General features: G+C 62.1%; 10 protein-coding genes. 9 read left to right on the top strand and 1 reads right to left on the bottom strand.

Features of this window, described 5'->3' with window-relative positions; genetic code table 11:
- The first annotated feature begins 3 nt into the window (after nt 1–3).
- The 9 genes from BLR75_RS15875 (at nt 4) to BLR75_RS26540 (ending at nt 12,926) form a co-directional block, all read left to right on the top strand.
- Entirely contained in the window at nt 4–774 is a 771-nt protein-coding gene (locus BLR75_RS15875; RefSeq protein WP_084314959.1) for a nuclease-related domain-containing protein, read from the top strand.
- 38 nt (nt 775–812) lie between these two features.
- Nucleotides 813–1,733 carry a restriction endonuclease gene (locus tag BLR75_RS15870; protein ID WP_084314960.1) on the top strand — a complete coding sequence of 307 codons (921 nt, stop codon included), beginning with the start codon at nt 813–815 and terminating at the stop codon, nt 1,731–1,733.
- A 49-nt stretch (nt 1,734–1,782) separates the two neighbouring features.
- Complete coding sequence (locus BLR75_RS15865) at nt 1,783–2,829, top strand: SIR2 family protein (RefSeq protein WP_084314961.1); 1,047 nt, start codon at nt 1,783–1,785, stop codon at nt 2,827–2,829.
- Nucleotides 2,826–4,586, top strand: a complete 1,761-nt coding sequence (locus tag BLR75_RS15860; protein ID WP_084314962.1) for an ATP-binding protein — start codon at nt 2,826–2,828, stop codon at nt 4,584–4,586. The genes BLR75_RS15865 and BLR75_RS15860 overlap by 4 nt, the downstream gene beginning before the upstream one ends.
- Nucleotides 4,587–4,624: 38 nt before the next feature.
- Nucleotides 4,625–5,698: a PDDEXK family nuclease gene (locus tag BLR75_RS26545; protein ID WP_139207031.1), complete on the top strand. Its 1,074-nt coding sequence runs from the start codon at nt 4,625–4,627 to the stop codon at nt 5,696–5,698.
- A 1,203-nt stretch (nt 5,699–6,901) separates the two neighbouring features.
- The gene (locus BLR75_RS15850) at nt 6,902–11,206 is read left to right on the top strand and encodes an ATP-binding protein (RefSeq protein ID WP_084314964.1); all 4,305 of its coding nucleotides are present in this window, start codon (nt 6,902–6,904) and stop codon (nt 11,204–11,206) included.
- Between the two features lie 22 nt (nt 11,207–11,228).
- A complete protein-coding gene (locus BLR75_RS15845; RefSeq protein WP_084314965.1) occupies nt 11,229–11,864 on the top strand; it encodes a response regulator in 636 nt (211 codons plus the stop codon).
- 370 nt (nt 11,865–12,234) lie between these two features.
- The gene (locus BLR75_RS15840; protein ID WP_139207030.1) at nt 12,235–12,525 is read left to right on the top strand and encodes a helix-turn-helix domain-containing protein; all 291 of its coding nucleotides are present in this window, start codon (nt 12,235–12,237) and stop codon (nt 12,523–12,525) included.
- Between the two features lie 53 nt (nt 12,526–12,578).
- A complete protein-coding gene (locus BLR75_RS26540; RefSeq protein WP_169720298.1) occupies nt 12,579–12,926 on the top strand; it encodes a winged helix-turn-helix domain-containing protein in 348 nt (115 codons plus the stop codon).
- A 354-nt stretch (nt 12,927–13,280) separates the two neighbouring features.
- Here the strand turns inward: BLR75_RS26540 and BLR75_RS15830 are convergent, their stop codons facing one another.
- Nucleotides 13,281–23,321, bottom strand: coding sequence for a two-partner secretion domain-containing protein (locus tag BLR75_RS15830; RefSeq protein WP_090416096.1), 10,041 nt, complete (start codon nt 23,319–23,321; stop codon nt 13,281–13,283).
- Nucleotides 23,322–23,347 lie beyond the last annotated feature (26 nt).

Below are 23,347 nucleotides of genomic sequence, written 5' to 3'. Positions count from 1 at the left end.
GAAATGGACTTCACCCCTATAGTCGCCCAGGTCTGGGGCACGCTCGGTTGGGTTATCCCACTGATGCTGCTGATCGGCCTGCTCAAGTCCCCCTGGGCCAAGGGCCATATTGGCGAACTCCTGGTACGGCTGTTTGCCCATTGGCAGCTGGATAAACTGACCTACCGCCGCCTACACAACGTCACGCTGGGCACGCCAGACGGCACCACGCAGATCGACCACGTATTCCTCTCGCCCTACGGCATCTTCGTGCTGGAAACGAAGAACATGAGCGGCTGGATCTTTGGCAGCGAGAAGCAGGCGCAGTGGACGCAGAAGCTCTACAAACGCACCTTCAAGTTCCAGAACCCGCTGCGGCAGAACTACAAGCACCTCAAAGCCCTGGAAGCCACCCTTGGCGTAAACCCTGAGCACCTGCAATCGGTCATCACCTTCGTTGGCGGCAGCACCTTTAAAACCGAGGTGCCGGCCAACGTGACCCAGGGCATCGGCTTTGTCCGCTATATCAAGTCATTCCAGCAGCCGGTATTCAGCAAGGCTGAAGTCGACGCCATGCTGCATGCCCTGCAAACCGGCCGCCGCGCGCCGACCCTCGCCACCCACCGCGAGCACGTGCAAAACCTCAAGCGTCGTAGCGATCCGACAGCCGAACGGCAATGCCCGAAATGCGGTAGTGCGCTGCTGATTCGCACCGTGAAATCAGGGGCGAAAGCGGGGCAGCAGTTTTGGGGATGCTCGGGGTTTCCCAAGTGCAGAACCATGCAGAGCCTGTAACACGCGGCCAAATCATCCTCCCTGCGCCTGGAGTCGCAATGTCCGTCCCAACCTACGACCAGTTCATTGAACCGATCCTGCGCTACCTGGCCGCAACGCCCGAAGGCGCGGCAGCACGTGATGCCCATGAAGCCGCTGCGGATGCGCTGAATCTTTCGGAAGCACAGCGCCAAGAGCTAATTGCCAGCGGCCAGGCCACCTACAAAAACCGTGCAGGCTGGGCCCATGACCGTCTAAAGCGCGCCGGTCTGTCCAGCAGCGCCAAGCGTGGGTATTGGAAGCTAACTGACGCAGGCATTACCTATGCCGCCCAGCACCCCGGCCCCCTGGCTCCGGAGAAGGTCGAACAGCTCGCCATCGGCTTTATGGACGTGAAACTCAAGAGTCCGGCCGACGCTATCCCGCTCGATGCACAAGAGCAGCCTGCGCTGGCGCTTAGCTCAGCCACTGTTAGCCCTGACGACCGGCTGGAGCAGGCTCTACGCGAGCTACGCGAGGCAACGGCTGCAGACCTGTTGGACAACCTTCTGCAAGTCAGTCCCAACCGCTTTGAGGTCATCGTGCTGGACGTGCTGCATAGCCTTGGCTATGGCGCTAGCCGTAACGATCTGCAGCGCGTCGGCGGCAGCGGCGATGGCGGTATCGACGGGGTGATCTCTCTCGACAAGCTCGGCCTAGAAAAGGTCTACATTCAGGCCAAGCGCTGGCAAGGCACGGTTGGGCGGCCAGAACTGCAAGCCTTCTATGGCGCTCTCGCCGGACAGAAAGCCAAGCGTGGTGTGTTTATTACCACCTCCGGTTTTACAGCACAGGCAATCGATTTTTCCCGTTCCGTAGAAGGCATGGTTCTTATTGATGGCAGTCGACTGGTCAACTTGATGATGGATCACGAGGTTGGGGTCACTTCGCGCCTGCTAAAGCTGCCAAAGCTGGATAGCGATTACTTCGATGAAGAATGACCTCAACCCCCCTATCCATCATTTCTATTTAGCGATAGACGGTTAGGAAATGGATCTACATACGTTGAAGGCCCGCCTACAAGCCCACTTAAGTGATGGACTTGTCACTATTGTGGGGTCAGGGCTCTCTTGTGCAGAAGGCCTGCCTGGCATGGGTGAGCTTGCTGACCACCTGCTTGAAAAAGTTGGTAATGCATTGACCGGCGCTGACGCTGCTGCGTGGAAGGCCGCCTCGGAGCTTATAAAAACCAAAGGCTTGGAGGCAGCGTTATTAGCTGCCCCACCCACACCACAGCTTGAAGCATCGATATCGGCCGAAACAGGCCAACTTATATCAGAACGGGAACGCACAGTTGTTTCTGAGCTATTTGCAGGAGCTCGAACGCTAAGGCTGACACGACTGTTGGGGCACTTAATCAAACCAACAGCAGGTATGGTAATAGTAACGACAAATTATGATCGCCTTGTCGAGATAGCCGCAGAGGAAGCGGGTATTGGCGCAGACACAATGTTTGTCGGCCGCTTTGCAGGGCAGCTAAATGAACGCGAGAGCCGAATGAGTTTCTGTCGCGAAGCAACAGTCAAACCCCGCACAAAAATAGTTTCACTTCAGTACCGGTCACGAGCACTAATCTGTAAGCCGCATGGAAGTCTTGATTGGTATGTTCGAGCTGGCCGCCCCGTCTTTTATGCGGGTGACCTACCAGACGCTACTCGATTAATTATTACACCTGGCCAAAATAAATTCAGAAACGGCTATGAAAGCCCATTCGACCTTCATCGCACACGGGCCAATGATGCAATTGATCGTGCTAGCCGGTACTTGATTCTCGGCTACGGCTTCAATGATGACCATCTTGAAACACACCTGACGCCCGGTATTAAAAGTGGCAAGCCCACATTGATGCTAACCCGATCTTTGTCGCACACAGCAAGACACCTTGCACTCTCGTGCCCCAATGTAATCGCACTCGAACACTCAGCGCTGGATGGAATCGAAGGCACAACTGCCATTGTTGAAACAAAGGAGTTCTTCTTTCCGAAAACCGGAATGTGGGACGTAGGTTTATTTGTAACGGAGGTTCTGGAGCCATGACAGCTAATCTCGCCGCGCTGCAATTTGCTGATACTGATTTGCTGGGTCGAGTTTCTTCTGTCGATACAAGCAGGGTAGCTATCGACGTTTCGAACTCAGCACTGCTAACACGAATTGGCATCGGGAATCTCATCGCCATTAAAGGCAGCACTGAACGTGAATATCTTATAGCAATCGTCGAACGTGTTACACGAACACTGAGCGATGACCTTCCTGACGAAATCCCTCTTGAGGGCGAAGAGCTATCTCTAACGGCCTTACCAACAGACACGGTTCGGGGGGCACTGATTGGAACCTTTCGAACTGTAGATGGAGTCAAGAGCAACACATTTAAACGGGGAGCCGACAGCTTTCCGCAGATTGACCGAGAGTGCTATGTAATTGAAGGTGCGAACCTTCAACGATTCATGGGCATTCTTGGTGCGGACTACCCTGAGAACGAACGCCTGAAATTGGGTGTATTTGTCGCTGACCGTACAGCTGAGGCTATTGTTAACGGCGACAAATTTTTTCAGCGACATGCGGCAATTCTGGGAAGTACAGGCTCCGGTAAAAGCTATGCAGTAGCTCTTATTTTGGAGCGCGCAGCTCAGCTCAAGTACCCGAATATTATTATTTTTGATATGCATGGGGAATATGCCCCACTCGCTGATGTAGCCAATGGAGGTTACGCGACGCGCCTGCGCATCGCCGGGCCTGGTGATTTGGCGATCCCAAGTGACGATGCGTTATTTCTCCCCTACTGGTTGCTAAATCGCGACGAGATGTTGTCGATGATTCTCGATCGCAGCGACCAGAACGCACCAAATCAGGCGTCAAGATTCACCTCTCATGTTCGCGCCCTTAAACAAAAAACCCTTGAAGCGGAGGGGCAGGTAGATGTGGCGAAGACGTTCACCGTTGACTCACCAATTCCCTATGCAATCGAGGATCTCCTTGCGGCCCTAAATATAGATAACACTACTAAGGGGGTGGGCAAAACTGGCCCAGTCAAAGGTGAGTGGGAGGACAAGCTGACACGCTTCATCTCAAGAATGGAAGCCAAGCTAGAGGACCGCCGCTACGGATTCATGTTCTCACCGCCTACTGAAGCGAATGCTTATGAATGGTTAGCAACCCAGATCGCGCGACTTCTTGGCTCCACTGGTGGACATGGCATCAAGATCATCGATTTTTCAGAAGTACCCTCTGATGTGTTGCCAGTGGTTACTGGGACGCTTGCACGACTGCTGTATGACGTGCAGTTCTGGATGACCGCAGAGAAGCGCACCCCCGTTACCTTGCTCTGCGACGAAGCCCACCTTTACTTACCCGTCCGCGACGATGCTGACGCAGTTCAAAGGCAGGCGCTAGGAGCCTTCGAGAGAATTGCCAAAGAAGGAAGGAAGTACGGATTTTCACTACTTGTAGTCAGCCAGCGTCCATCAGATGTCAGCCGAACGATTTTGAGTCAATGCAACAATTTTCTATCTCTACGACTCACAAACGATATGGATCAAGGTGTCATCAAACGACTAATGCCTGACTCTTTAGCAGGATTAACCAGCGTCCTCCCGCTACTGGATACAGGCGAGGCTTTAATGCTTGGTGACGCAGTGCTTTTGCCATCGCGTATCAAGTTAGACCTTCCAACCGTCAGACCAGACAGCGCGACTCGGGACTTCTGGAAAGACTGGGGGTCTCAAGAACCTGATCTAGCAGCGCTATCTAAAGCTGTAGAATCACTAAGGCGCCAAACTAGAAACTCAGGAGCTTGAGCCACCATATAATTTATTTGCTGCACAAGGAGAGAAGCATGGGGATACTTGATTTCCGGGAAATCGCCTCGCCCAACCGAAATCACACAAAGACCTCAAACAACAAGGTCGGCAAATCAAATTCGGTAGACGACTTTGAGCTATTCGCTCAGGAGTTTTTCTTGACTGTGAAGAAAATGTCCATTTTTAAATCAGTCTCCAATGGCCCTGACGATGGAATTGATCTTGGTGTCGAAAGCGCCTCAGATGGAACACGATGGCTCGTTAGCTGCAAGCACTATGCTCACTCTGACCAACCAGTTAGTAGGGAGGAGAGCATTATCGAGAGAGTAAGAGATTGGGATTGCGATGGCTTCATTGCCTTCTATACAACTGTCCCAAGCACTACGGTTGACAGCCGCCTATCTGGAGCTGAGAAGCATAAAATAAAAGTAATCCGATACACGAAAGAAGCGATAGAGCACGAACTACTCAACTCAGCAGAGGGGACGGCAATAGCTGCACGCTACTTTCCAATATCAATGACAAACCACTATGGAACAATTATAAAAACCATTCAACACATATCCCCAGATGACGTATTGCTCGAAGGAAATGTAGTCAAGTATGGAAACCACGCCTATCCATTGCAAAACCTATCACCATCGACAATACAAGAAGCCAAAGCAAGGATTGCAAACTACGAAAACCTTATAAAGACGTCAATTCAGCAAAAACCCTATTTTGAAAGAGCCTGTCGAGATGCCGCCGAACTCTATCCAAAGTATTTCATAGAGAGAACATCCGCATCAGGAAAATCCATTTACACCCCAAAATGGAATACTTTAAGGCTTAGCCTTGAGAGAAAATCAACCATATACTTCATAAATGCAGCCTGGTCATTTTGGGATGACAGCAAAGCAAATAAATCCCTCGCAGAAACCATGGCACTTCGCAACACACACCCTCACCCACCAAACACAAAAGAGCTGAAAAACCTAAAGAAAAGTGAAGAGTTTATAAATGAGCTAAACTCTCAGAAATCAAGAAATCTATTGACGCCATATATATTATGCAAGATTCTCCCAGAAAACATGCGAGATATAATTGGCAGGCTCTTTCTGTACGGATAACTCCACACCAAATACTTTTCAGAGTCGCCTATACCCCCACAAATGCGACTCGCCTTCATCGTTGCAGAGGTTATCGAACCAACCTCCTAGAAAAAATGAGCATCAAAAGCTGGGTAGTCCGATGAAAACCCAAGAAATTGGGCTTTTTGCGGTACAAAAAACGGTACACTGCCGGTACAGTGCCCAGCTTTTACAGATTTCGCTCAATTACGCTTAACCCGCTCTACGACGCTACTTTCAGCTAATTGTACCTGCGCTAAGCTACGCACGATTTCACTGGGCTTGCAGCGTTTCTGGGCAACTCATAATCCTTTGGTCCACGGTTCGAGTCCGTGTGGGCCCACCAAATCGAAAGCCGCGCATCGCGCGGCTTTCGTCTTTCTGGACGTCAAGCCAGCGGCCCAATGGAAGCGCCTTTGTGTTCACAAAGCGTCCACAACGCCCCAGCGATTGCTACCGGAGCCCCGCTCCTGCAGAACTGCGATGATCCGATCGGGGTGAGCATGTTCATGTAACGGAAGCGCTCACGGAAACACTGCGCCGCAAAAAACAGAACATTTCTGAAGTACGGATACCTCAGGTAAAAGCAAAACCGAAACCAGGAAACGGCCGATTTCAAACCGAACAGGAAACCCACATAATTTCCTTGGCTCCTCTTGCTGAGCCCGACACAGGGATGTGTCACTTCTCCCATATCCAGCCATCCCGCCTGTTACTTTCCCGCTCCAGAATCAATTCGCGAAAGATGTGCGTCGGCACGTCATATCTCCGCACCCCCACGATCGAAGCCAGGTACGCCATGCCGCACCAGCCCTGGGGTGGAGCGCTACAAAGCACGCCCATGAATTCCCGGAAGGCTCTGACCGCCATCCCGCCTGGATTGGCGGCGATTCATTAGGAGTATTCCTAATAACCCGCGCATTAAATCCACTGCAACTCCCCTGCATTGATACACATCAAGAAAATTCATCCCGGGCCAAGGCTTATATTGAAAGTACGTCACAGAAATAAAAGCCCACCAAAACCACGCGCCTGAAATGGACTCAGGAAAAACGGACAGAGCCGTCCATTTCCGGTAAAGAAATTGAACGTTGCCAGTATTGAAATGACTGCGGGAAATCAGGCGCCGGCAATCGATGCAGCGCTTCTCGATCTGCATTTCGCCGTACCCGGAAGTTCTGCCCGGCGCATGAGGAATCAGAAATGAATATTTCCTCATGCCGCTGGATGAGCTTCTTCTTGCGAACGATATGTCTGTTCGTGGCCGCGAGCATATCGGCCCTGCCGCAGACAGAGGCCAGCGAAGGGCAGCAGTACCTCTCCGATCTCGGATTGCCGAAGCGACTGAGTGTTGCCGTGATTGGCACCGACACGCCTCTTGAAGCCATGAAGGACGGGCAACTGACCGGCTTCAGCGGCGAGTTGCTGAACATGTTGCTGGCGACGGATAGCGCTCTCGAACTGCACAGGTACGCAACCCGTGACGACACGATGCGCGCGGCGTGCCGTGGCGACGTGGATCTCGTTCTCGGCGCCGTACCGCTGCCTGAATTTGCCGATTGCCTGGTCTATTCGTCGGGCTATTTCGAGCGCCGGGCGATGCTCGTTGCCCGGAGCGGCGACGAAAGAGCGCTCGACGCCAGCTTCCTGCGCCACGCGCAGATCATCGTCGAGACCGGCACGCCCTGGGCCACCGAGCTGCGCCTGCAGTATCCGCAGGCGCGCCTGCTCGGCGTGAGTTCGCCCCACGACGCCATGCGCGCCCTGCGGGACGGCCACGGCGACGTCTATGTCGGCTCGGCGGTTCTGATCACCAGGATGCTGGCCGAGAAGGACAACCAGGACCTGACCGGCCTGCGCCGCCTGGACATGGGCAACACGGCCTATCGTTTCGGCGCGCCGCTGAAGTCCGCCGAAGTGGTGCGCGAACTGGACCGGCGGCTGGCCCTCTTCCCCGATATCGCCATGGAGCACCTGCGCAACAAATGGCTGGGCGGCGTCGAGACCGGCAGCCCGAAGGAGTTTGTCCTGCTCCCTTCCGAGAAGGTCCTGCTTTCCGCCCACAGGACCATCCGCTACACGGCCCCGTCGCTGCAGTTCCCCTTCGCCTCGCAGGACGCGCAGGGCAGGCTCAGCGGGCTGACGGTCGACTACCTCGACTACCTGCGCAAGCTGCTGAACGTCGAATTCGTCCATGTTCCCAGCAATAGTCCGGAAGATGCCCTGGCTCGGCTTGCCCGGGGCGAGATCGACCTGATCGCGGGCTCCGTGAGCGAGCCGGTCGATGACTCCGCGCTGGTATCCGCCGGTATCTATGCCTCCATCCCGGCGGCGATCGTCACCGCCGCGAGCACGCCCTACACCACCGGGCTCGAAGCCCTGCGCGGCAGGAAGATAGCGGTCATCGCCGCCAGCACCATCGCCCGCACGCTCCATGAAAAGCTGCCGGACGCCAGGGTGACGGAAGTTGACGACTTCCAGAGCGGCTTCGAACTGCTGCGCAACCACGCCGCAGACGCCATGATTGGCAACCTGCTGACCCTGGATGCGCTGGTGCGCGGCGAGGCTGGCCAGGACATGCGGATCGCCGGAGCCGCGGGATTCGACCAGGACTTCGGCCTGTGGCTGTCGGCCCGGCAGGCCTCGCTGGGCCATGTCCTGCAGCGCGCCCTGTCGTCGATGCCCGCCACGGAACGCAACCGGATCAGCCAGCGCTGGACCGCGGTCAAATACCAGTTCGACACGCCCTGGACGATGCTGCTGGCCCGCTACTGGGTAGTGCTCGCACTGACCGCCCTGGTGATCCTGCTGCTGGTGGTCGCCTACTTCCGCCTGCACTACCAGGTCCGCCGCCGGCGCCAGATCGAGGATCGCCTGGCCCGCGAACTCGCCCTGAAGGAAACGCTGCTGGCATGCCTGCCGCAGCCCATCGTGGCCAAGGATACGGAGCATCGCTACGTCGAGATGAACTCGGCCTTCGAGCAATTCTTCGGGGTGCGGAAGACCGATTACCTGGGCCAGGCGGATCTGGCGCTGAAGGAGCCGACCAGCTCGATCCAGATACTGCGGGAACTGCAGCAACAGGCGCTGGAAACCATGGAGGTCCGGCATGCGACGGTGCCTCTGCTGAATGCACAGTGCGAGAAGCGCACGGTCATCGCCTGGGCGGTTCCCTATCCCCTGGCCGATGGCTCCGTCGGCGGCGTTGTCGCCATGTATCAGGACGTCACCGAGATTCACGAGGCGCGCCAGCGGGCCCTGCGCGCCGAGCAGCAGCTGAAGGACGTCACCAGGAGTCTCCCGGCGGTGGTCTTCCAGCTTCGGCGCCGTCAGGGAGACAAGGAGTGGCAGGTCAGCTACATCGCCGGCGACATATCCGGGCGCCAGGAAGTCGACGAGGCCCTCGTCAACCGCCGCGGGGAAAGGTGCCCGCAGGTATTCCGTCAGGCCGATACCCGGAGACTGGAGCAGGAACTCAACCAGAGTGATGGCTTTTCCGCCCCGATCGACCTGGAGCTGGAACTGGTCGATGAATTCGGCGGCGGCTGGGTACACCTGAGCGCCGTGCCGAAGAAGGATGGCGAGCTGCAGATGTGGAATGGCGTGATCTCGGATGTGACCGACCGCCATCGCCAGGAGGAAGCGCTGCGCGAGGCCAAGGAAGTCGCCGAGGCGGCTCTGCGGGCGAAGGAAGGTTTCCTGGCGATGATGAGCCACGAGATCCGCACGCCGATGAACGGCGTGCTGGGCCTGGTGGAGGTCCTGCAGACCACCGAGCTGTGCGACGAACAGCGGCGGCTGCTCGCCCTCGCCAAGGAGTCCGGACAGGCGCTCGCGCAGATTCTCGACGACATCCTCGACTACGCGAAGATCGAAGCCGGCCGGCTGAGCATCACCCCGGAACCGCTGGACCTGCGCGAACTGATCGACAGCGTGCTGAGCCTGCTGCTGCCGCAGGCCCATGAAAAGGGCCTGCAGCTGCGCCTGGGCGTGGATGCCCGGGTGCCGGCGACGGTGCATGCCGATGGCATCCGCGTCCGGCAGATCCTGTTCAACCTCCTCGGCAACGCCATCAAGTTCACCAGCCACGGCAGCGTCAGGCTGCATGCCCGCGTCGAGTCGATGGACAGCCGGTCCGCGGTGGTCGTGGTCAGTGTCGAGGACACCGGCATCGGCATCCCCAGGGATGACATCCAGCACCTGTTCGCGCCCTTCGTGCAGAGCGAACGCAGTGCCGCCCGGCGTTTCGGCGGCACCGGACTGGGGCTTTCGATCTCGCGCCGGCTGGCGGAGCTGATGGGCGGCCAGGTCACCCTGGAAAGCGCGGAAGGCGTGGGCACCATCGCCTCGCTGCGCATTCCCTGCTCCATCCTCTGCGCGGAATACGACCTGCCCTTGCTGAAGAACCGGCCCGCGGTGCTCGCGGTGCGTGACGCGGAAAGCCGGGAAAGCCTCGCCGCCTTCGCCATGGCCGCCGGCATGCGCCTGCTGGACAGGCATCCCGAGGCCATCCACTTCGTCGATGCGGATCATCCGGAAGACGCGGGACGATCGAAGTACGTCATCCAGGTCAGCACCGTGCCGAAGCAGCTCGGCTACCGGGTCGAGGCAGGCACAGCGCGACTGAGCGTCAACCCGCTGCGCTGGATGGCCTTCCTCGCCGCAACCACGACGCTGACCGGCAACCCGGCGCAGCCGCCGGCGGGACCGATGCCGGCGCAAGCCCCGGCGCTGCCATGCCGCAAGGTACTGGTGGTCGAGGATCATCCGATCAACCGGGAAGTGATCCAGCAACAGCTGCGCCTGCTCTGCTGCACCAGCGTGGTAGCCGAAAACGGCGAGCAGGCGCTGCTCGCGCTGGCGCGCGAAGAATTCGACCTGATCCTCACCGACTGCCACATGCCGGTCATGAACGGCTTCGACCTGACCACGCGGATTCGCGCCAGCGACGACCCGCAGCTGCGCTCCATTCCCGTGGTGGGAGTGACCGCGACCACGGTGCGCGAAGAACTGCGCCGCTGCCTGGACGTCGGCATGAACACCTACGTGCTGAAGCCCACCACCCTCGCCTCGCTGCAGAAGGCACTGGCGGCAGCGGCCAGCGACGCACCGCCGGACATCGAGCACAGCCGCTCCACCCACCCCGTCGAACGGGACGAACTGGCCGCCGCGCTGGCCGACCTTCTGCATGACGCCGACACCTGCCGGCTGTTCAGCGGGGCATTGCGCGATGACCGGGAAAGCCTGCGCATTGCGCTCGAGAAGGGCTCCATCGACGAACTGCGCGCCTGGTGCCACCGGGCCAGAGGCGCCATCAGCATGTTCGGCATGGCTGCGCTCGACGAAATCGTCGACAGCTTCCACCGGACATTGCGCACCGGCGCAATCCCGGCGGCGGAAAGCTCTCCAACCGCCGCGCTCCTTGCGATGTACGACCAGCTCATAGGGATATTCGAGAAGGCAACGACCGCTGCCAGGACAGGGAACTTCGAAGCGATGACCCCATGAACCCCATAATCGGTAGCAGAGAATGACAATACGAGTAGTAGTGGCCGACGATCATCCCGTGGTCATATTCGGCGTGCGGCAGATACTGAAATCTTCCAGGCACATCTCCGTGGTGGCCGAGGCGGCCGATCCGAAGATGCTGATGGAGCAACTGGAAAGCGCCTCGTGCGACGTGCTGATCACCGATTTCTCCATGCCCGGCAGCATTCCCGACGGCCTGGTCATGCTGCGCAACATCCGCAGCGCCTACCCGAAGCTGCGCGTGATCGTGCTGACCATGCTGGAGAATCCGGGCCTGCAGCTGAGCATGCTGAAGGCCGGCGCGCTGACGGTGCTGAACAAGCGCAACGAACTGTCGAAGCTGCCGCAGGTGATCACCGCGGCCTATGAGGGCCGCTATTCGCGGAGCAACCGGGCCGCGGAACCGCCAGGGGGCGACGGCGCCGGGAGCGAGGTGGCGACGCTGGTCACGCCGCGCGAACTGGAAGTCGTGAGGCTGTACGTGAACGGCATGACCATGACCGACATCGCCCAGCACCTCAATCGCAGCATCAAGACCGTCAGCACCCAGAAGATCAGCGCCATCAGGAAGCTGGGGCTGGGCGGCGAAGCGGAGCTGTTCGCCTATGCCAGCAAGCATGGGTTGATGGAAGCATAGGACGGCGCTTCATCCACCCTGCCGGAAGCCGCGCGTGCGTGCGGCTTTTCGCTGGCCTCCCGGCGCCCACCCGCAGAAAAAACCGCAACCCCGCGCCCGCCAAACTGGCTGTTTTTTCCGAATTGATCGTCCCGCACACCCGGCGCTTGAGCGGCGCACGGGTTTTCCCTATACAGGCGCGTGCCGGCCGCCAACACCGGCAGACCTCGCTGCCCCCGACGGAACCGCGTCCTTTTGAAGCGGCGATCCGATAGAGACATGCTTGTGCCAGCGATCCTGGCTCCCTATTATGCTGGCCCGGTGATATCAGACATGCTTCGCAAGAGGCGCCCCGCGTTGTAACGAGCAGTACTACGATCGGAGCCAAGCGTTGTTGACCATCAATCTGTCCCAACTCTGCCTGCACCGGGAACCCCAGCGGCTGCAGCTTTCCTATGACGAAGCGGAATTGCTCAGGGCAATGAACGAAGCCCGGCAGCACACCCTCTCGCGCAGCGAGATCGCCGAAATCCTCGGCCGGAACGAGCTGTACTACGATGCCCGCGCCTTGGAAAAATGCGTCAGCCGCCTGCGTCTGAAGATCGCCCATACCTTCGGCTGCAAGCTCATCGTTTCCGTGCGCGGCCACGGCTACCGGCTGTCCCAGTCGCTGAGCCACTGACCTCCGGACGCTTTCGCAACCATCTCCACTACCCCACTGCCCGGCGAAACACCATGGGAACCTCCACACTGCCCAGCGACGGCGAACCACGCCCGCACCTCCCGCACGTCTGGAAACTGCTCCCGGCCAACCGCACGTTGGCCGGCCAGCACCACAGCCTGCACCTGACCGGCACCGAACTGCGCCTGCTCACCGGCTTCGTCGAATGCGGCAAGCGGGTACTGAGCAAGTCCGAGATGGTCGCCCTGCTGCAAAAAGACCCGGACACCTACAAGGGCCTGGAAATGAGCCTGAGTCGCCTGCAGACCAAGTTCCGCCTGGGCTGCGGCGGCCAGGACCTCCTCCGCGCGGTGCGCAACCGCGGCTATTGCCTGGTGCAGGAACTGCACATCCAGCACTGATCCGTCTCCCCCGGCGCATAGGCCGCACGACGGGCCAAGACCGCTCCTGCGCCGCTTCACCGGGTCCCCGCGTTCGCGGGGACGACGGGGTCGGGAGGCGCACGAAGCTATCCGGGAAACCCGGCCGCACTTGCAGTCATTACGCCGCGCCCGGACGCGGGAGCGTCCCTGGAGGCGTTCCCACGCGGGAGCGTGGGAACGATGGACAAGTGGCGCCAACCTGCAGGAGCCGGCTTGCTGGCGACCCGGCGCTGCCCCGGACGCCGAAGCATCCAGCGAAAACGCCTTGCGCCCGCCAGCCGGCTCCTGCAAGGCCCGCCGCTGCCCCGCTCAGGGGAAACGGCGGGCTCTCCATCACAGCCGCAGATTACCCTCGCCATCGGCGTTGTAGCCTTCGTCCGCGGTGATGTCGGTGTCGCTGATCACGCCGCTGGTCAGCACGGCCGTGGTCGGCGCGGTGGCCACCGGCGGGATGTTCAGCAGGTCGGCCATGAAGCGACGGCTCTCCGCCAGGCTGCCGCCGATGGGGCGGAAGTTCAGGCGGATCAGCGCCTGGTCCTGGGTCTCGCCGATCATTTCACGGACCAGCGCCTTGTTCGCCGTCGGCGACTGCAGGTCGATCACCCACGCCTTGACGTTGGCGACGCCAGGCATGTTGTCGATGATCTCCGGTGCAACGAAGGTCACCACGCCGCCACCGGCACCCCTGCTGGTTTCCACCTGGCTGACCGAGAGCTGGCCGGCCGCCTCGTAGCGGATGTTGCCGCCGTTGGAAGCCGTGGTCACGCCGTCGCCCATGTCGATGCTGCCGCCGCTCTTCAGGCTGATGTTGCCACTGCCCTGGGCCCGCACATCGGCATCCTGCGCGATATCGCCGGCGGCGTTCAGGCTGATGCCGCCGGTGCCGGTGTTGCGCACCTCGTCTTCCACGTTCAGGCGACCGGCAGTGTTCAGCACGATGTCGCCGGTGCCGGTCTGCAGCGCCGGACCGCTGGCCGATTCCAGCACCAGCGGGGCGGTACCCCAGTTGTTGATGTAGATGCCGCCACTGCCGGTCTGCGCGCTCAGGCTGCCTACGGTGATGTCGAAGGCATTGCTCGGCAGGCCGATACCGGTGCTGGCGCTCAGGGTCAGCCGCGCCGCGGTCACGTTGTTCGACGTGCCGTTGTGCGCATCGCGGATCGCGCCGCGGTCGGCCTGCAGGCGGACGGCATGGCCGCTGGCCTGCACGCTGTCCACGGCGATATTGCCACTGGCGCTGCGTACGCTGATGTCGCCGGAAGGGGCGATGGCGGTCAGGCTGGCAAGGCCATCGAGTTCGTCGATGGCGATGTCGCCGGCGCCGCTCAGGCGCGCATCCAGCGTGCCCGCCGCGGTGTTCAGGGCAATGCCGTTGGCAGCACGCAGGGCCAGGTCGCCGGCGCTCACGCGGCTGTTGCCGCTGCCGTCGGTACGCAGGCTGCCGTTCGCGGCGCTCAGGTTCACCGCGCCGTTGGCCGAAACCTGGCCGACCTGCGCATCGCCGCCACTCACCGCGACGTCGATGTTGCCGTTGCCGGTACGCACGTTCTCCAGCACCACCGCGCCGGCCTGGGCCAGGCGGATGTCGCCGCCGGTGGTCTGCGCGCTGACCTGCTGGCCGGCGATATCCAGCGCGCGCTGCGCACCGATGCCGCTGGCCGCCTGCAGGGCGATGCGGTTGCCGACCACGGCGTTCGCCGGAGTCGCCACGGAACGCTGGCTGCTGATTGCCGCGCCGGAGTTCAGGCTGACGTCGCCATTGGCCAGGACGGTATCCACGCCGATGTTGCCGCCGGCATTCACCGCGATGTCGCCGTCGGCGGTGGTCAGGCGATCGAGAACGATGCCGTCGGTTTCGCCGATGCTCAGGTCGCCGGTGCCGCTGACCGCCACGCTCGCGCGGTCGACGCTGGTGCGCACCGCCACGCCGTTCACTGCATCGATCTGCAGCGCGCCGGCCTGGATCAGGCCAGCCGGGGTGGTGTCCACGCGGCCAGCCGAATCCAGCTGCACGCTGCCCTGGCGGGACTGCACGTCCACCGCCGTGATGTCGCCGCCGGCATGGACCGCGACGGTGCCGTTGGCGTTGCGCACCTGGGTCAGCTCGATGCCGTCGGCCTCGGTCACCGCGATATCGCCGGCACCGGTCAGGTTGGCGACCAGGCTGTCGATGCGGGTACGCACCGCATTGCCGAGGCTGCCGATGCCGTTGGCGGCGGTGGCGATCAGGCTGTTGGCGCTGACGTTGTCCGCAGCCGAACCATGCACGCCGATGGAGCCGGCGGTGGCGGTCAGGCGTACGTCGCCGTCATCGGTCGCCAACTCGTCGATCAGGATGTTGCGGCCCGCGCTGTAGCGGATGTCCCCGCTGCCGCTGACGTAGCTGGAAGCGCCTTCGTCCATGCCGATGTCGCCGGAGCCGGCGTTCAGCACGATATTGGCATCGGTAGTGGCGATGAAGGTCTTCTGGCGGATGTTGTCGCCAGCGTTGACCGTTACATCGGCTCCCTCGCTGACCAGGACATTCAGTTCGGCATCGGCGCCGGCCTGATAGTCGACGGTGCCCGAGGCGAAGCCCACGGCGCCGTCAGCCATGACCAGGTTGCCCGCAGTTGCGGTGACCGCCAGGTTGCCGTTCTCTGCAACGGTGTAGACCTTCTGCAACAGATTCTGCGCAGCAGTCACGTCCACATTGCCCGAGCCTGCCCAGATGATGTTGCTGACGAGATCGCCACCGGCCTGGTAGCCGATATTGCCGACACCGACTTCGCTCCAGGTGCCATCCGCCATGGTCAGGTTGCCACCCGCCTGTACCGACAGGTTACCGGTGCCGACTTCGATGTCCGCGTTCTGCTCGATGTCGCCAACGGCAGTGATCGCGACGTCGCCGGCGTTGGTGGTGACCAGGCCGTTCTGGGTGAAGTCGTTGCCCGCGCCGATCTGGATCGCGCCAGCGTCGGTACCGATAACGCCGTTCTGCACGATGTCGCGCACCGCGTTCACCGCGATGTCGCCTGCGCCGCTGGTCACGTCGCCGTTCTGCAGGATGTCCCGACCGGCAGCGATGTTGATGTTGCCGGCGTCAGTACGGATATCGCCGTTCTGGGTGATGTCGCGCACAGCGTTCACATCGATGTTGCCGGCGCCGCTGCTGACATTGCCGTTCTGCAGGATGTCCTGCCCGGCGGCGACGCTGATGTCGCCAGCGTCGGTGCCGATGTTGCCGTCCTGACGGATATCCCCGTCGGCGGCCAGCGAGATGTCGCCCGCGCCGCTGGTGACCGCACCGTTCTGGCGAATATTGCCGTGGGCCAGAAGCGCGATGTCGCCGTTGGTTGCGGAGGTATCGCCGTCCTGCAGCAGGTCACCGTTGGCAGTCACCGCGATGTCGCCGGTGCCGGTGCCGATGTTGCCGGTCTGGGTGATGTTGCCGGCAGCGCCGCTCTCGACTCCGCCCACCGAGGTGGTGATGTCGCCGACCTGCTGGATATTGCCGCCAGCAGCCACCGAGACAGCGCCCGCATTGGTGGTGATGTCACCGTTCTGCAGGATGTCGTTGCCAGCCGCGACGCTGATGGCGCCCTCGTCGGTGCCGGTATTGCCGTTCTGCTCGATATCGTTGCCGGCGTTCAGCGTGATACCGCCCAGGCGGGTGGTGATGTTGCCGTTCTGCAGCAGGTCGTTGCCGGCCACGACGCTGATGGCGCCTTCGTCGGTGCCGGTATTGCCGTTCTGCTCGATATCGTTGCCGGCGTTCACCGTGATACCGCCCACGCGGGTGGTGGTGTTGCCGTTCTGCAGCAGGTCGTTGCCGGCCACGACGCTGATGGCGCCCTCGTCGGTGCCGGTATTGCCGTTCTGCTCGATATCGTTGCCGGCGTTCAGCGTGATACCGCCCACGCGGGTGGTGGTGTTGCCGATCTGCAGCAGGTCGTTGCCGGCCACGACGCTGATGGAGCCCTCGTCGGTACCGGTATCGCCGGCCTGCTGGATATCGCCGTCGGCAGCCAGCGAGATGTCGCCGGTAGTGGTGACGATATTGCCGTTCTGCTGGATGTCGCCGCCAGCCAGCACACCGATGTTGCCGGTGATGCTGCCGAGGTCGCCGATCACCGCGTTGCTGCCGGCGTTGTAGGCGATGTTGCCGGTGCCGCCCACGATGCTGGAGACGCCGCTGCCCATTTCGATGTTGCCGGTGTGCGCGGTGACGCTGATGTCGCCGGTGCCGGTGCTGAAGTTCGCGCCCTGCTGGACGTTGGAGCCCGCCTCGATGGTGATGTCGCCTGCGCCAGTCACAGTGCTGGTCGCAGCGCTGGCGATGGTCACGTCGCCGGAACCGGCCTTCACCGAGATGTTGCCGCTGCCGGTCGACATCGCAGCGTTCTGAACTACGTCCTCGCCCGCCTCGACGGTGATATTGCCGGCGCCGGTGACGGTGTTGGTAGCGCCGGCGGCAATGGTCACGTCGCCGTCGGTTGCCTGCAGCGAAATGTCGCCGGAGACGGTCAGGTTCAGCGCGTTCTGCGAAATGCTGCCGCCTGCCGCGAGGGCGATGTCGCCATTGCTCGTGACGATCACCGCGTTCTGCGTGATGTCGTCATCGGCAGTCAGCGAGACATTGGCGGCGCCGAGGACAGCCGCGTTCTGCTGCAGCGAACCTTCCGCGCCGAGAGCGATGTCGCCGCCACCCAGGGTGACCACCATCTCGTCCACGAACAGCGAACCGCCGTCCGCCTGTACGCGGATGTCGCCACCGGTCGAGTTCAGGCCAAACGGCGTCGGCAGTCCCAGATTCGCCGTGACGCCACCGATGGTGAGATCGCCGTCCAGATCGGTAACTTCCACGCCACCGCTGCCGCCGCTGGCGACCAGGCGGTCGGCGCTGACGTTCAGCGCCTTGCCTTCGCCGATGCCGCTGCCGGCGGTCAGCGCCAGGTTGGCGGCAGTCAGGTTGGCCGCGCCGTCGTTCAGCGCATTGCGGATGGCATTGGCCGCCATCAGGGTGATGGTGTCGGAAGTGGTGCCAGTGGCGACGCGGCCGATGTCCAGCGAACCACCGCTGGTCAGGGTGATGTTGCCGGTGTCGGTTTCCACCACACCGACGCTGAGGTCGTCCTGCTCGGCGATATTGATTTCGCCATGGGCCGTGGCATCCACGCTGCCCACATGGGTGTCGAGCGCGCGAGTGGCATGGGCGCCGGTGCCGCCGATGGAGCCGGCGGCGGTCAGGCCCAGTTCGTTGGCGACGATCTGGGTGGCGTTGTTGTTGTCGTCGTCGATGCGGCCGCCCGACGCCAGGTCGATGCGGTGGCCGGCGGCGCTCAGGCTGCCAACGGTGATGTTGCCGGTAGCATCGACATCGATGTCGCCGTCAGCGGTCGACAGGCTATCCACCACCAGTTCGCTGGCTTCGCGGATGGCGAAGTCGCCGACGCCGGTGATCTGCGCCTGCAGACGGACGATCTCGCTGTCCAGTTCCACACCGTTGAGTGCGTTCACCACCAGGGTGCCGCCCTGCACGTTGCGCTCCTGGCCGTTGCCGTCGACGATCGCGCCGCCGCTGGTCAGGGTCACGGTGTGGGTCTGGTTGGTGTCGCTGATCAGCTTCTCGACGCGCAGCGAACCGTCGGTGTCGATGCTGATGTCGCCGTTGCCGGAAACGCCGTTCACCGCACCTTCGCTGGTGACGCTCAGCAGCGCGCCGGAGTTGCGGTTGACGATGTTCACACCGGCGTTGCCGGCAGAGGCGGCCAGGCGATCGACCTGGGTGTTCACCGCGGTCAGGTTGCCGATGCCGTTGTTGGCCTTGAGCAGCAGGTCCGGGGTGAACAGCTTGCCGCCGGCGCCCTGGATGGAATTGCCGGCGTTCAGGCTGATCGACTTGTCGCTGTGCACGGTGCCGACCAGGTTCAGGTCCTGGTTGGCGCTGGCGACGATCTGCTTGCCGGAGATCACCTCGATGTCGCCGAGGCCGATGCTGCCGGTGGAGTCGAGGAACAGGTCGGTGTTCAGCGTGCTGCCCTGGTTCACGTCCAGGCGGTTGGCAGTGATGCCCAGCGGCTTGTCGGCGGAACTGTCGATGTCCTTGTTCAGGTCATAGGCGCTCACCGCCTGCTTGCGCACCTGCTGGGCGGCATCGCGCGCCACGTTGGCCTTGAACACGGCGAGGTCGGCCATGTCCTTCGAGGTCTGCGTGGTGTCGCGGATGGTGGTGGCCATATTCAGGTTGGTCTGCGCGTCGGTCAGCGCGGCAGTGGCCACATCGAGCTGGTTGTTCAGGTCGTCCAGCGCGTCCTGGCGCGGCGCCAGGGTGTAGCGCTCGTAGCTGTCCAGCGCCAGGGTGGCGGCGGACAGGGCCAGGTCGACCACGGCGAAGGCGGCATCCGCGCCGGCGTCGCCGGAGAACGGAATCGCCTGGGCGGCGCCGGCGACGATGGCGGCGGCGTTGCGCACCACGGTGGCGGCATTCAGCGCGGTATTCAGGATGTCGACATAGGCCGAAGCGCTGTCCACGGAAGCTTGCGCAGCACGCTGCTGCAGGGCGGTCAGGCGTTCGATGCTGGCGGCCAGGGATTGCTGCAACTCGGCCTGGGACACCATCTGCTGGTAGCTCTTCAGCTGCTGCTGGAGGATTTCCAGCTGCAGCAGCTTGGCGGCGGCCTCGGCCACCTTCGCCGAATACTCGGAGATGGCGGTGTCGCGGTTCAGCTCGGCGTCGCGCAGCGACGGGGTGCTGGCCTGCAGGGTGACGTGGTCGCCGCGGATGTTCTGCGCGCTGCCGTTACCATCGATGATGATGCCGTGCAGCGAACCGACCCAGACGTCGCCGGCGGTGCCGGCATTGCCGAGGGCATCGAGCATGCCGATGGTGATGTTCGACTGTGCCTGCAGCTTGATATCGCCGCCGTCGGTCTTCAGGTTGCCGGCGATGATCACGCCGCTGTAGCCGTCCATCTCGGACTTCGACATGGCGGTCAGGGTGATGCTGCCGCCGCCCGGCAGGTAGATGGTGTCGCTCTGGTTGAGGAAGACGATGTTGCCGGCGGTGGCGGTCATGGTCAGCTTGCCGCCGTCCATGGTGATGGTGCCGCCGTTGTTGTCGAGGATGGTGATGCTGGCGGCGATGATGGAGATTTCGCTGCTGCCCTTGCCGGTCAGCGTCTTGTTGTCGACGGCGATGGCACCGGCGTTGGCCGCCTTCACGCCGCTGGCGCCGCCCGCGGCGGAGAGGAAGCTGACGTCGAGGTTGAGGTCGCCGTTCATGCCGATGCCGCCCGGGGCACTCATGTCCAGCGAGCGCGCGGTGACGTTGGCCTTGCTCTTGTCGCTGCGGGCATCCTCGATGCTGCCGCCGGCCTTGAGCACGACATTGTTGCCGCCGGCGTTGACCGTGCCGAGGCCGATGCTGCCGTCCGCGGAAATCTCGATGTCGCTGCCGCTGCCGCCGGAGGTGGCCTGCATCAGGCCGAGCAGCTGGCCGCTGGCCTGGCGGGCGTAGATGCCGCCGTTGACGGTATCGATCACCAGGTTCTGTACCTGGATCTGCATGGCCTTGCCGCTTTCGCCGAAGGACTTGGCGGAAACGTCGAGACCGGTGGCGATGAAGTTGACACCGCTGCCGCCGTTCTTCGCGGCGCCGGTGATGTCGAAGGTGATCGACTGGCCGGCCTGCAGCCTGTCGATGCTGGCATCGCCCGAGTTGCGGAAGGCGATCTTGCCGCTGGCATTGGCGTTCAGCAGGGCGATGTTGCCGACGTTGGACAGATTGATATCGCCGCCACGGCTGGTCAGGCTGACCGAGCCCGCGTCGACCTTGGTGGAGAGCGCGGTGGTCGAACTGCCGATGGCAGCGCCGTCGAGGTTCAGCGAACCCGCCGAGACGTGGAAGCCACTGTTGTCCGCCGCGCCTTCGATGGCGCCGCCGGCGGTGAGGTTGACCGCCTTGGATGCCGAAACCGAATCGACCAGCAGTGCACCGGCCTGCTTCACGCTCACCGCGCCGTTGGTGCTGTTGGCGCTGGCCTTGACGCGGGTCTGCTGCGCCGAGCGGTTGTCGACGTTGATGGTGCCGTTGCGGCTGGTCAGGTCAAGGCTGGCGGTATCGGTGACCAGCGCGGTGTCGGCGCTACCAATGTTGTTGCTGGCATCCAGGGTGACGTCCCCGGCCGTCAGCCTGCCGCTGCCCTGGCTGATGTTGCCGGCGGCGGTCAGCTTGACGCTGTGGCTGGGGCCGGCATCGATGCCGGCCAGCACCAGGGCGCCGGCGCTGTTGGTGAAGGTCAGGTCCAGCGGCGCATTGAGCGAGAGCTGGCCGCTGTTGCGGTTGAACGACAGCTGGCCGCCGCTGAAGTCGATCTGCGCGTCGCCGTTGGCGGTCTGCGCATCGATGCTCTGCAGCGCCAGGTTGTTCTTCACATAGATGCCCGACTGCGCGGCGCGGGTGGCGGCGGCGAGCTTGCTGATCGAGGTTTCCAGCGCGTTGTTCGACGCGCCGATGCCAGTGTTGGCGTTCAGCGCCAGCTCGGCGGCGGTGACGTTCAGCGCATCGCCGTTGTTGTCGAGGATCGCGCCGTTGTCCGCCGTGAGGCCGACCTTGCCGTTCTGCGCCACGATGCTGCCGACCTGCAGCGAGCCCTGCGCAGCCTTCAGCACCACGTCGCTGCCGTTGCCGGCCTGGATGCTGCCGACGGTCAGGCCGTTGTTCTCGGTGATGTATACGCCGCCGGTTCTGGCAGTGGCGTCAAGCTTGTTGCTCTGGATGTTGAAGGCACGCTCGGCCTGGCCGACGTTGTCCCCGATCAGAGTCATGTTGCGGCCGGTCAGCTGGGTACCGTCGGCGGCGTTGAACAGGCCGCCGCTGAAAGAACCGAGCCCGAGGAAGTTGGTCGCAGAAACCGGGCCAGTGATGAACATGCTGCCCTGGGAGATGATCTGGACATCCTTGGTGCCGGTGGCGCCGTTGGACAGGGTGACCTGCCCGCTGCCGTCGCTGATCGCTTCCAGCGCGGTGGGCTGGCCGCTGACGCTGAGCGTCTCGCGCGCGGTGATCTTGCCGAGGATCAGTTGGTCATCGGTGTCGGTGACGTAGATGCCGCCGTTCTGGGTGGAAGCGGTGAGCACGTCGGTGGCGGTGGTGACCGCCTGCGCGGCATTGCCGATGGCGCCGTCGGACTCCAGGTTGGTCGACCAGGCGGTGACGTTGGTCTTCGCCGGGTTGGCCGAGGTGATGCTGCCGTTCTGGCTCTTGATGATCGCGCGGCGCTGGTTGACGTTGTCCTTGTTGCCGGTGGTGATCTCGCCAAGGGCGACACCGCCATTGACGTCGGTGACCAGCACGTGGCCGTTCTTCGCCTTGGCATTCAGTACGTCGGCGTCGACCTTCAGCGCGACGCCTTCGGCACCGATGGAGGCGCCATCGTTGGTCACTTCCAGGTTCAGGGTACCGGCGCGGGTGCTGCTGCCGTCGGCAGTGCGGATGCTGTCGCTGGCGGTCAGGTTGACGGTACCGGCGGCGGCCTTGATCTGGCCGGCCTGCTCGATCTCGGCGGCGTTGATGGTCAGCGAGGTCGCCTCGATCACGCCGGTGTTGTTCACCACCGAGGACATCAGGTCCTTGGCGATGTTGCCCTGCAGCAGGACGTTCTGCGCCTTGATCTCGCCGCTGTTGTCGACGCCGACCTTGGCATTGCCGGTGGCCGAGCCCAACTGATCGGCGGACACGTTGAAGTTGATCAGGCCGCTGCCCTGCAGGTCGACGTTGAAGCGGTTGCCGGCGGCCATGGTGACGCGGCCGATGTTGGCGATGACCATGCCGGAGTTGTCGACCTTCGGCGCGACGAGATAGACGAAGCCGCCGTCGCCGACCTTGATCTCGCCCTGGTTGCTGATCGAGGCCAGTTCCTTGCCCTGCACCTGGCTGAACGACAGGCTGTCGCCGCTCATGAAGCTGGCGGGATCGACGTCCAGGGTGGAGGCCAGCAGGCCGGCGACGTCGACCTTGGCGTTGGCGCCGAAGACGATGCCGTTGGGGTTGATCAGGAAGATGTTGCCGTTGGCTTCCAGCGCGCCCTGGATGTTGGAGAACTTGTTGCTGAGCACCCGGTTCAGGGTGACCGAGTCGTTACCCGCGGCCTGGACGAACTTCACCAGCTCGTTGGCGGGAATGTCGAATTCCTGCCAGTTGATGACGGCCTTCTTGGTCGCCTGGTTGATGATGGTCTGCAGCGCCGCGCTCTGGTCGATGGTCGCGGTGCCGCCGGCGACCACACCGCCGGTGGGGCCGGCCAGCGCCGTCTGGGCGACGGCAGCCAGGGAAACGGAAACAGTGGTGATTGCGCTCCGTACCGACGGATTCTGCTTTTTCTTGCGGGACATGATGGGAATTCCTTTGCGAGTCGAGA

The organism is Pseudomonas jinjuensis, from assembly GCF_900103845.1.
Taxonomy (GTDB): Bacteria; Pseudomonadota; Gammaproteobacteria; order Pseudomonadales; family Pseudomonadaceae; genus Pseudomonas; species Pseudomonas jinjuensis.
The sequence above is the reverse complement of the archived record's forward strand: the minus strand, read 5'-3'. Positions and strand labels throughout refer to the sequence as shown.

Bases quoted from the DNA above. Each gene is read 5' to 3' on its own strand.
- BLR75_RS26540 (WP_169720298.1), top strand. From the start codon at position 12,579: ATGGGAACCTCCACACTGCCCAGCGACGGCGAACCACGCCCGCACCTC.
- BLR75_RS15830 (WP_090416096.1), bottom strand. From the start codon at position 23,321: ATGTCCCGCAAGAAAAAGCAGAATCCGTCGGTACGGAGCGCAATCACC.
- BLR75_RS15850 (WP_084314964.1), top strand. From the start codon at position 6,902: ATGAATATTTCCTCATGCCGCTGGATGAGCTTCTTCTTGCGAACGATA.
- BLR75_RS15870 (WP_084314960.1), top strand. From the start codon at position 813: ATGTCCGTCCCAACCTACGACCAGTTCATTGAACCGATCCTGCGCTAC.
- BLR75_RS26545 (WP_139207031.1), top strand. From the start codon at position 4,625: ATGGGGATACTTGATTTCCGGGAAATCGCCTCGCCCAACCGAAATCAC.
- BLR75_RS15865 (WP_084314961.1), top strand. From the start codon at position 1,783: ATGGATCTACATACGTTGAAGGCCCGCCTACAAGCCCACTTAAGTGAT.
- BLR75_RS15875 (WP_084314959.1), top strand. From the start codon at position 4: ATGGACTTCACCCCTATAGTCGCCCAGGTCTGGGGCACGCTCGGTTGG.
- BLR75_RS15860 (WP_084314962.1), top strand. From the start codon at position 2,826: ATGACAGCTAATCTCGCCGCGCTGCAATTTGCTGATACTGATTTGCTG.
- BLR75_RS15845 (WP_084314965.1), top strand. From the start codon at position 11,229: ATGACAATACGAGTAGTAGTGGCCGACGATCATCCCGTGGTCATATTC.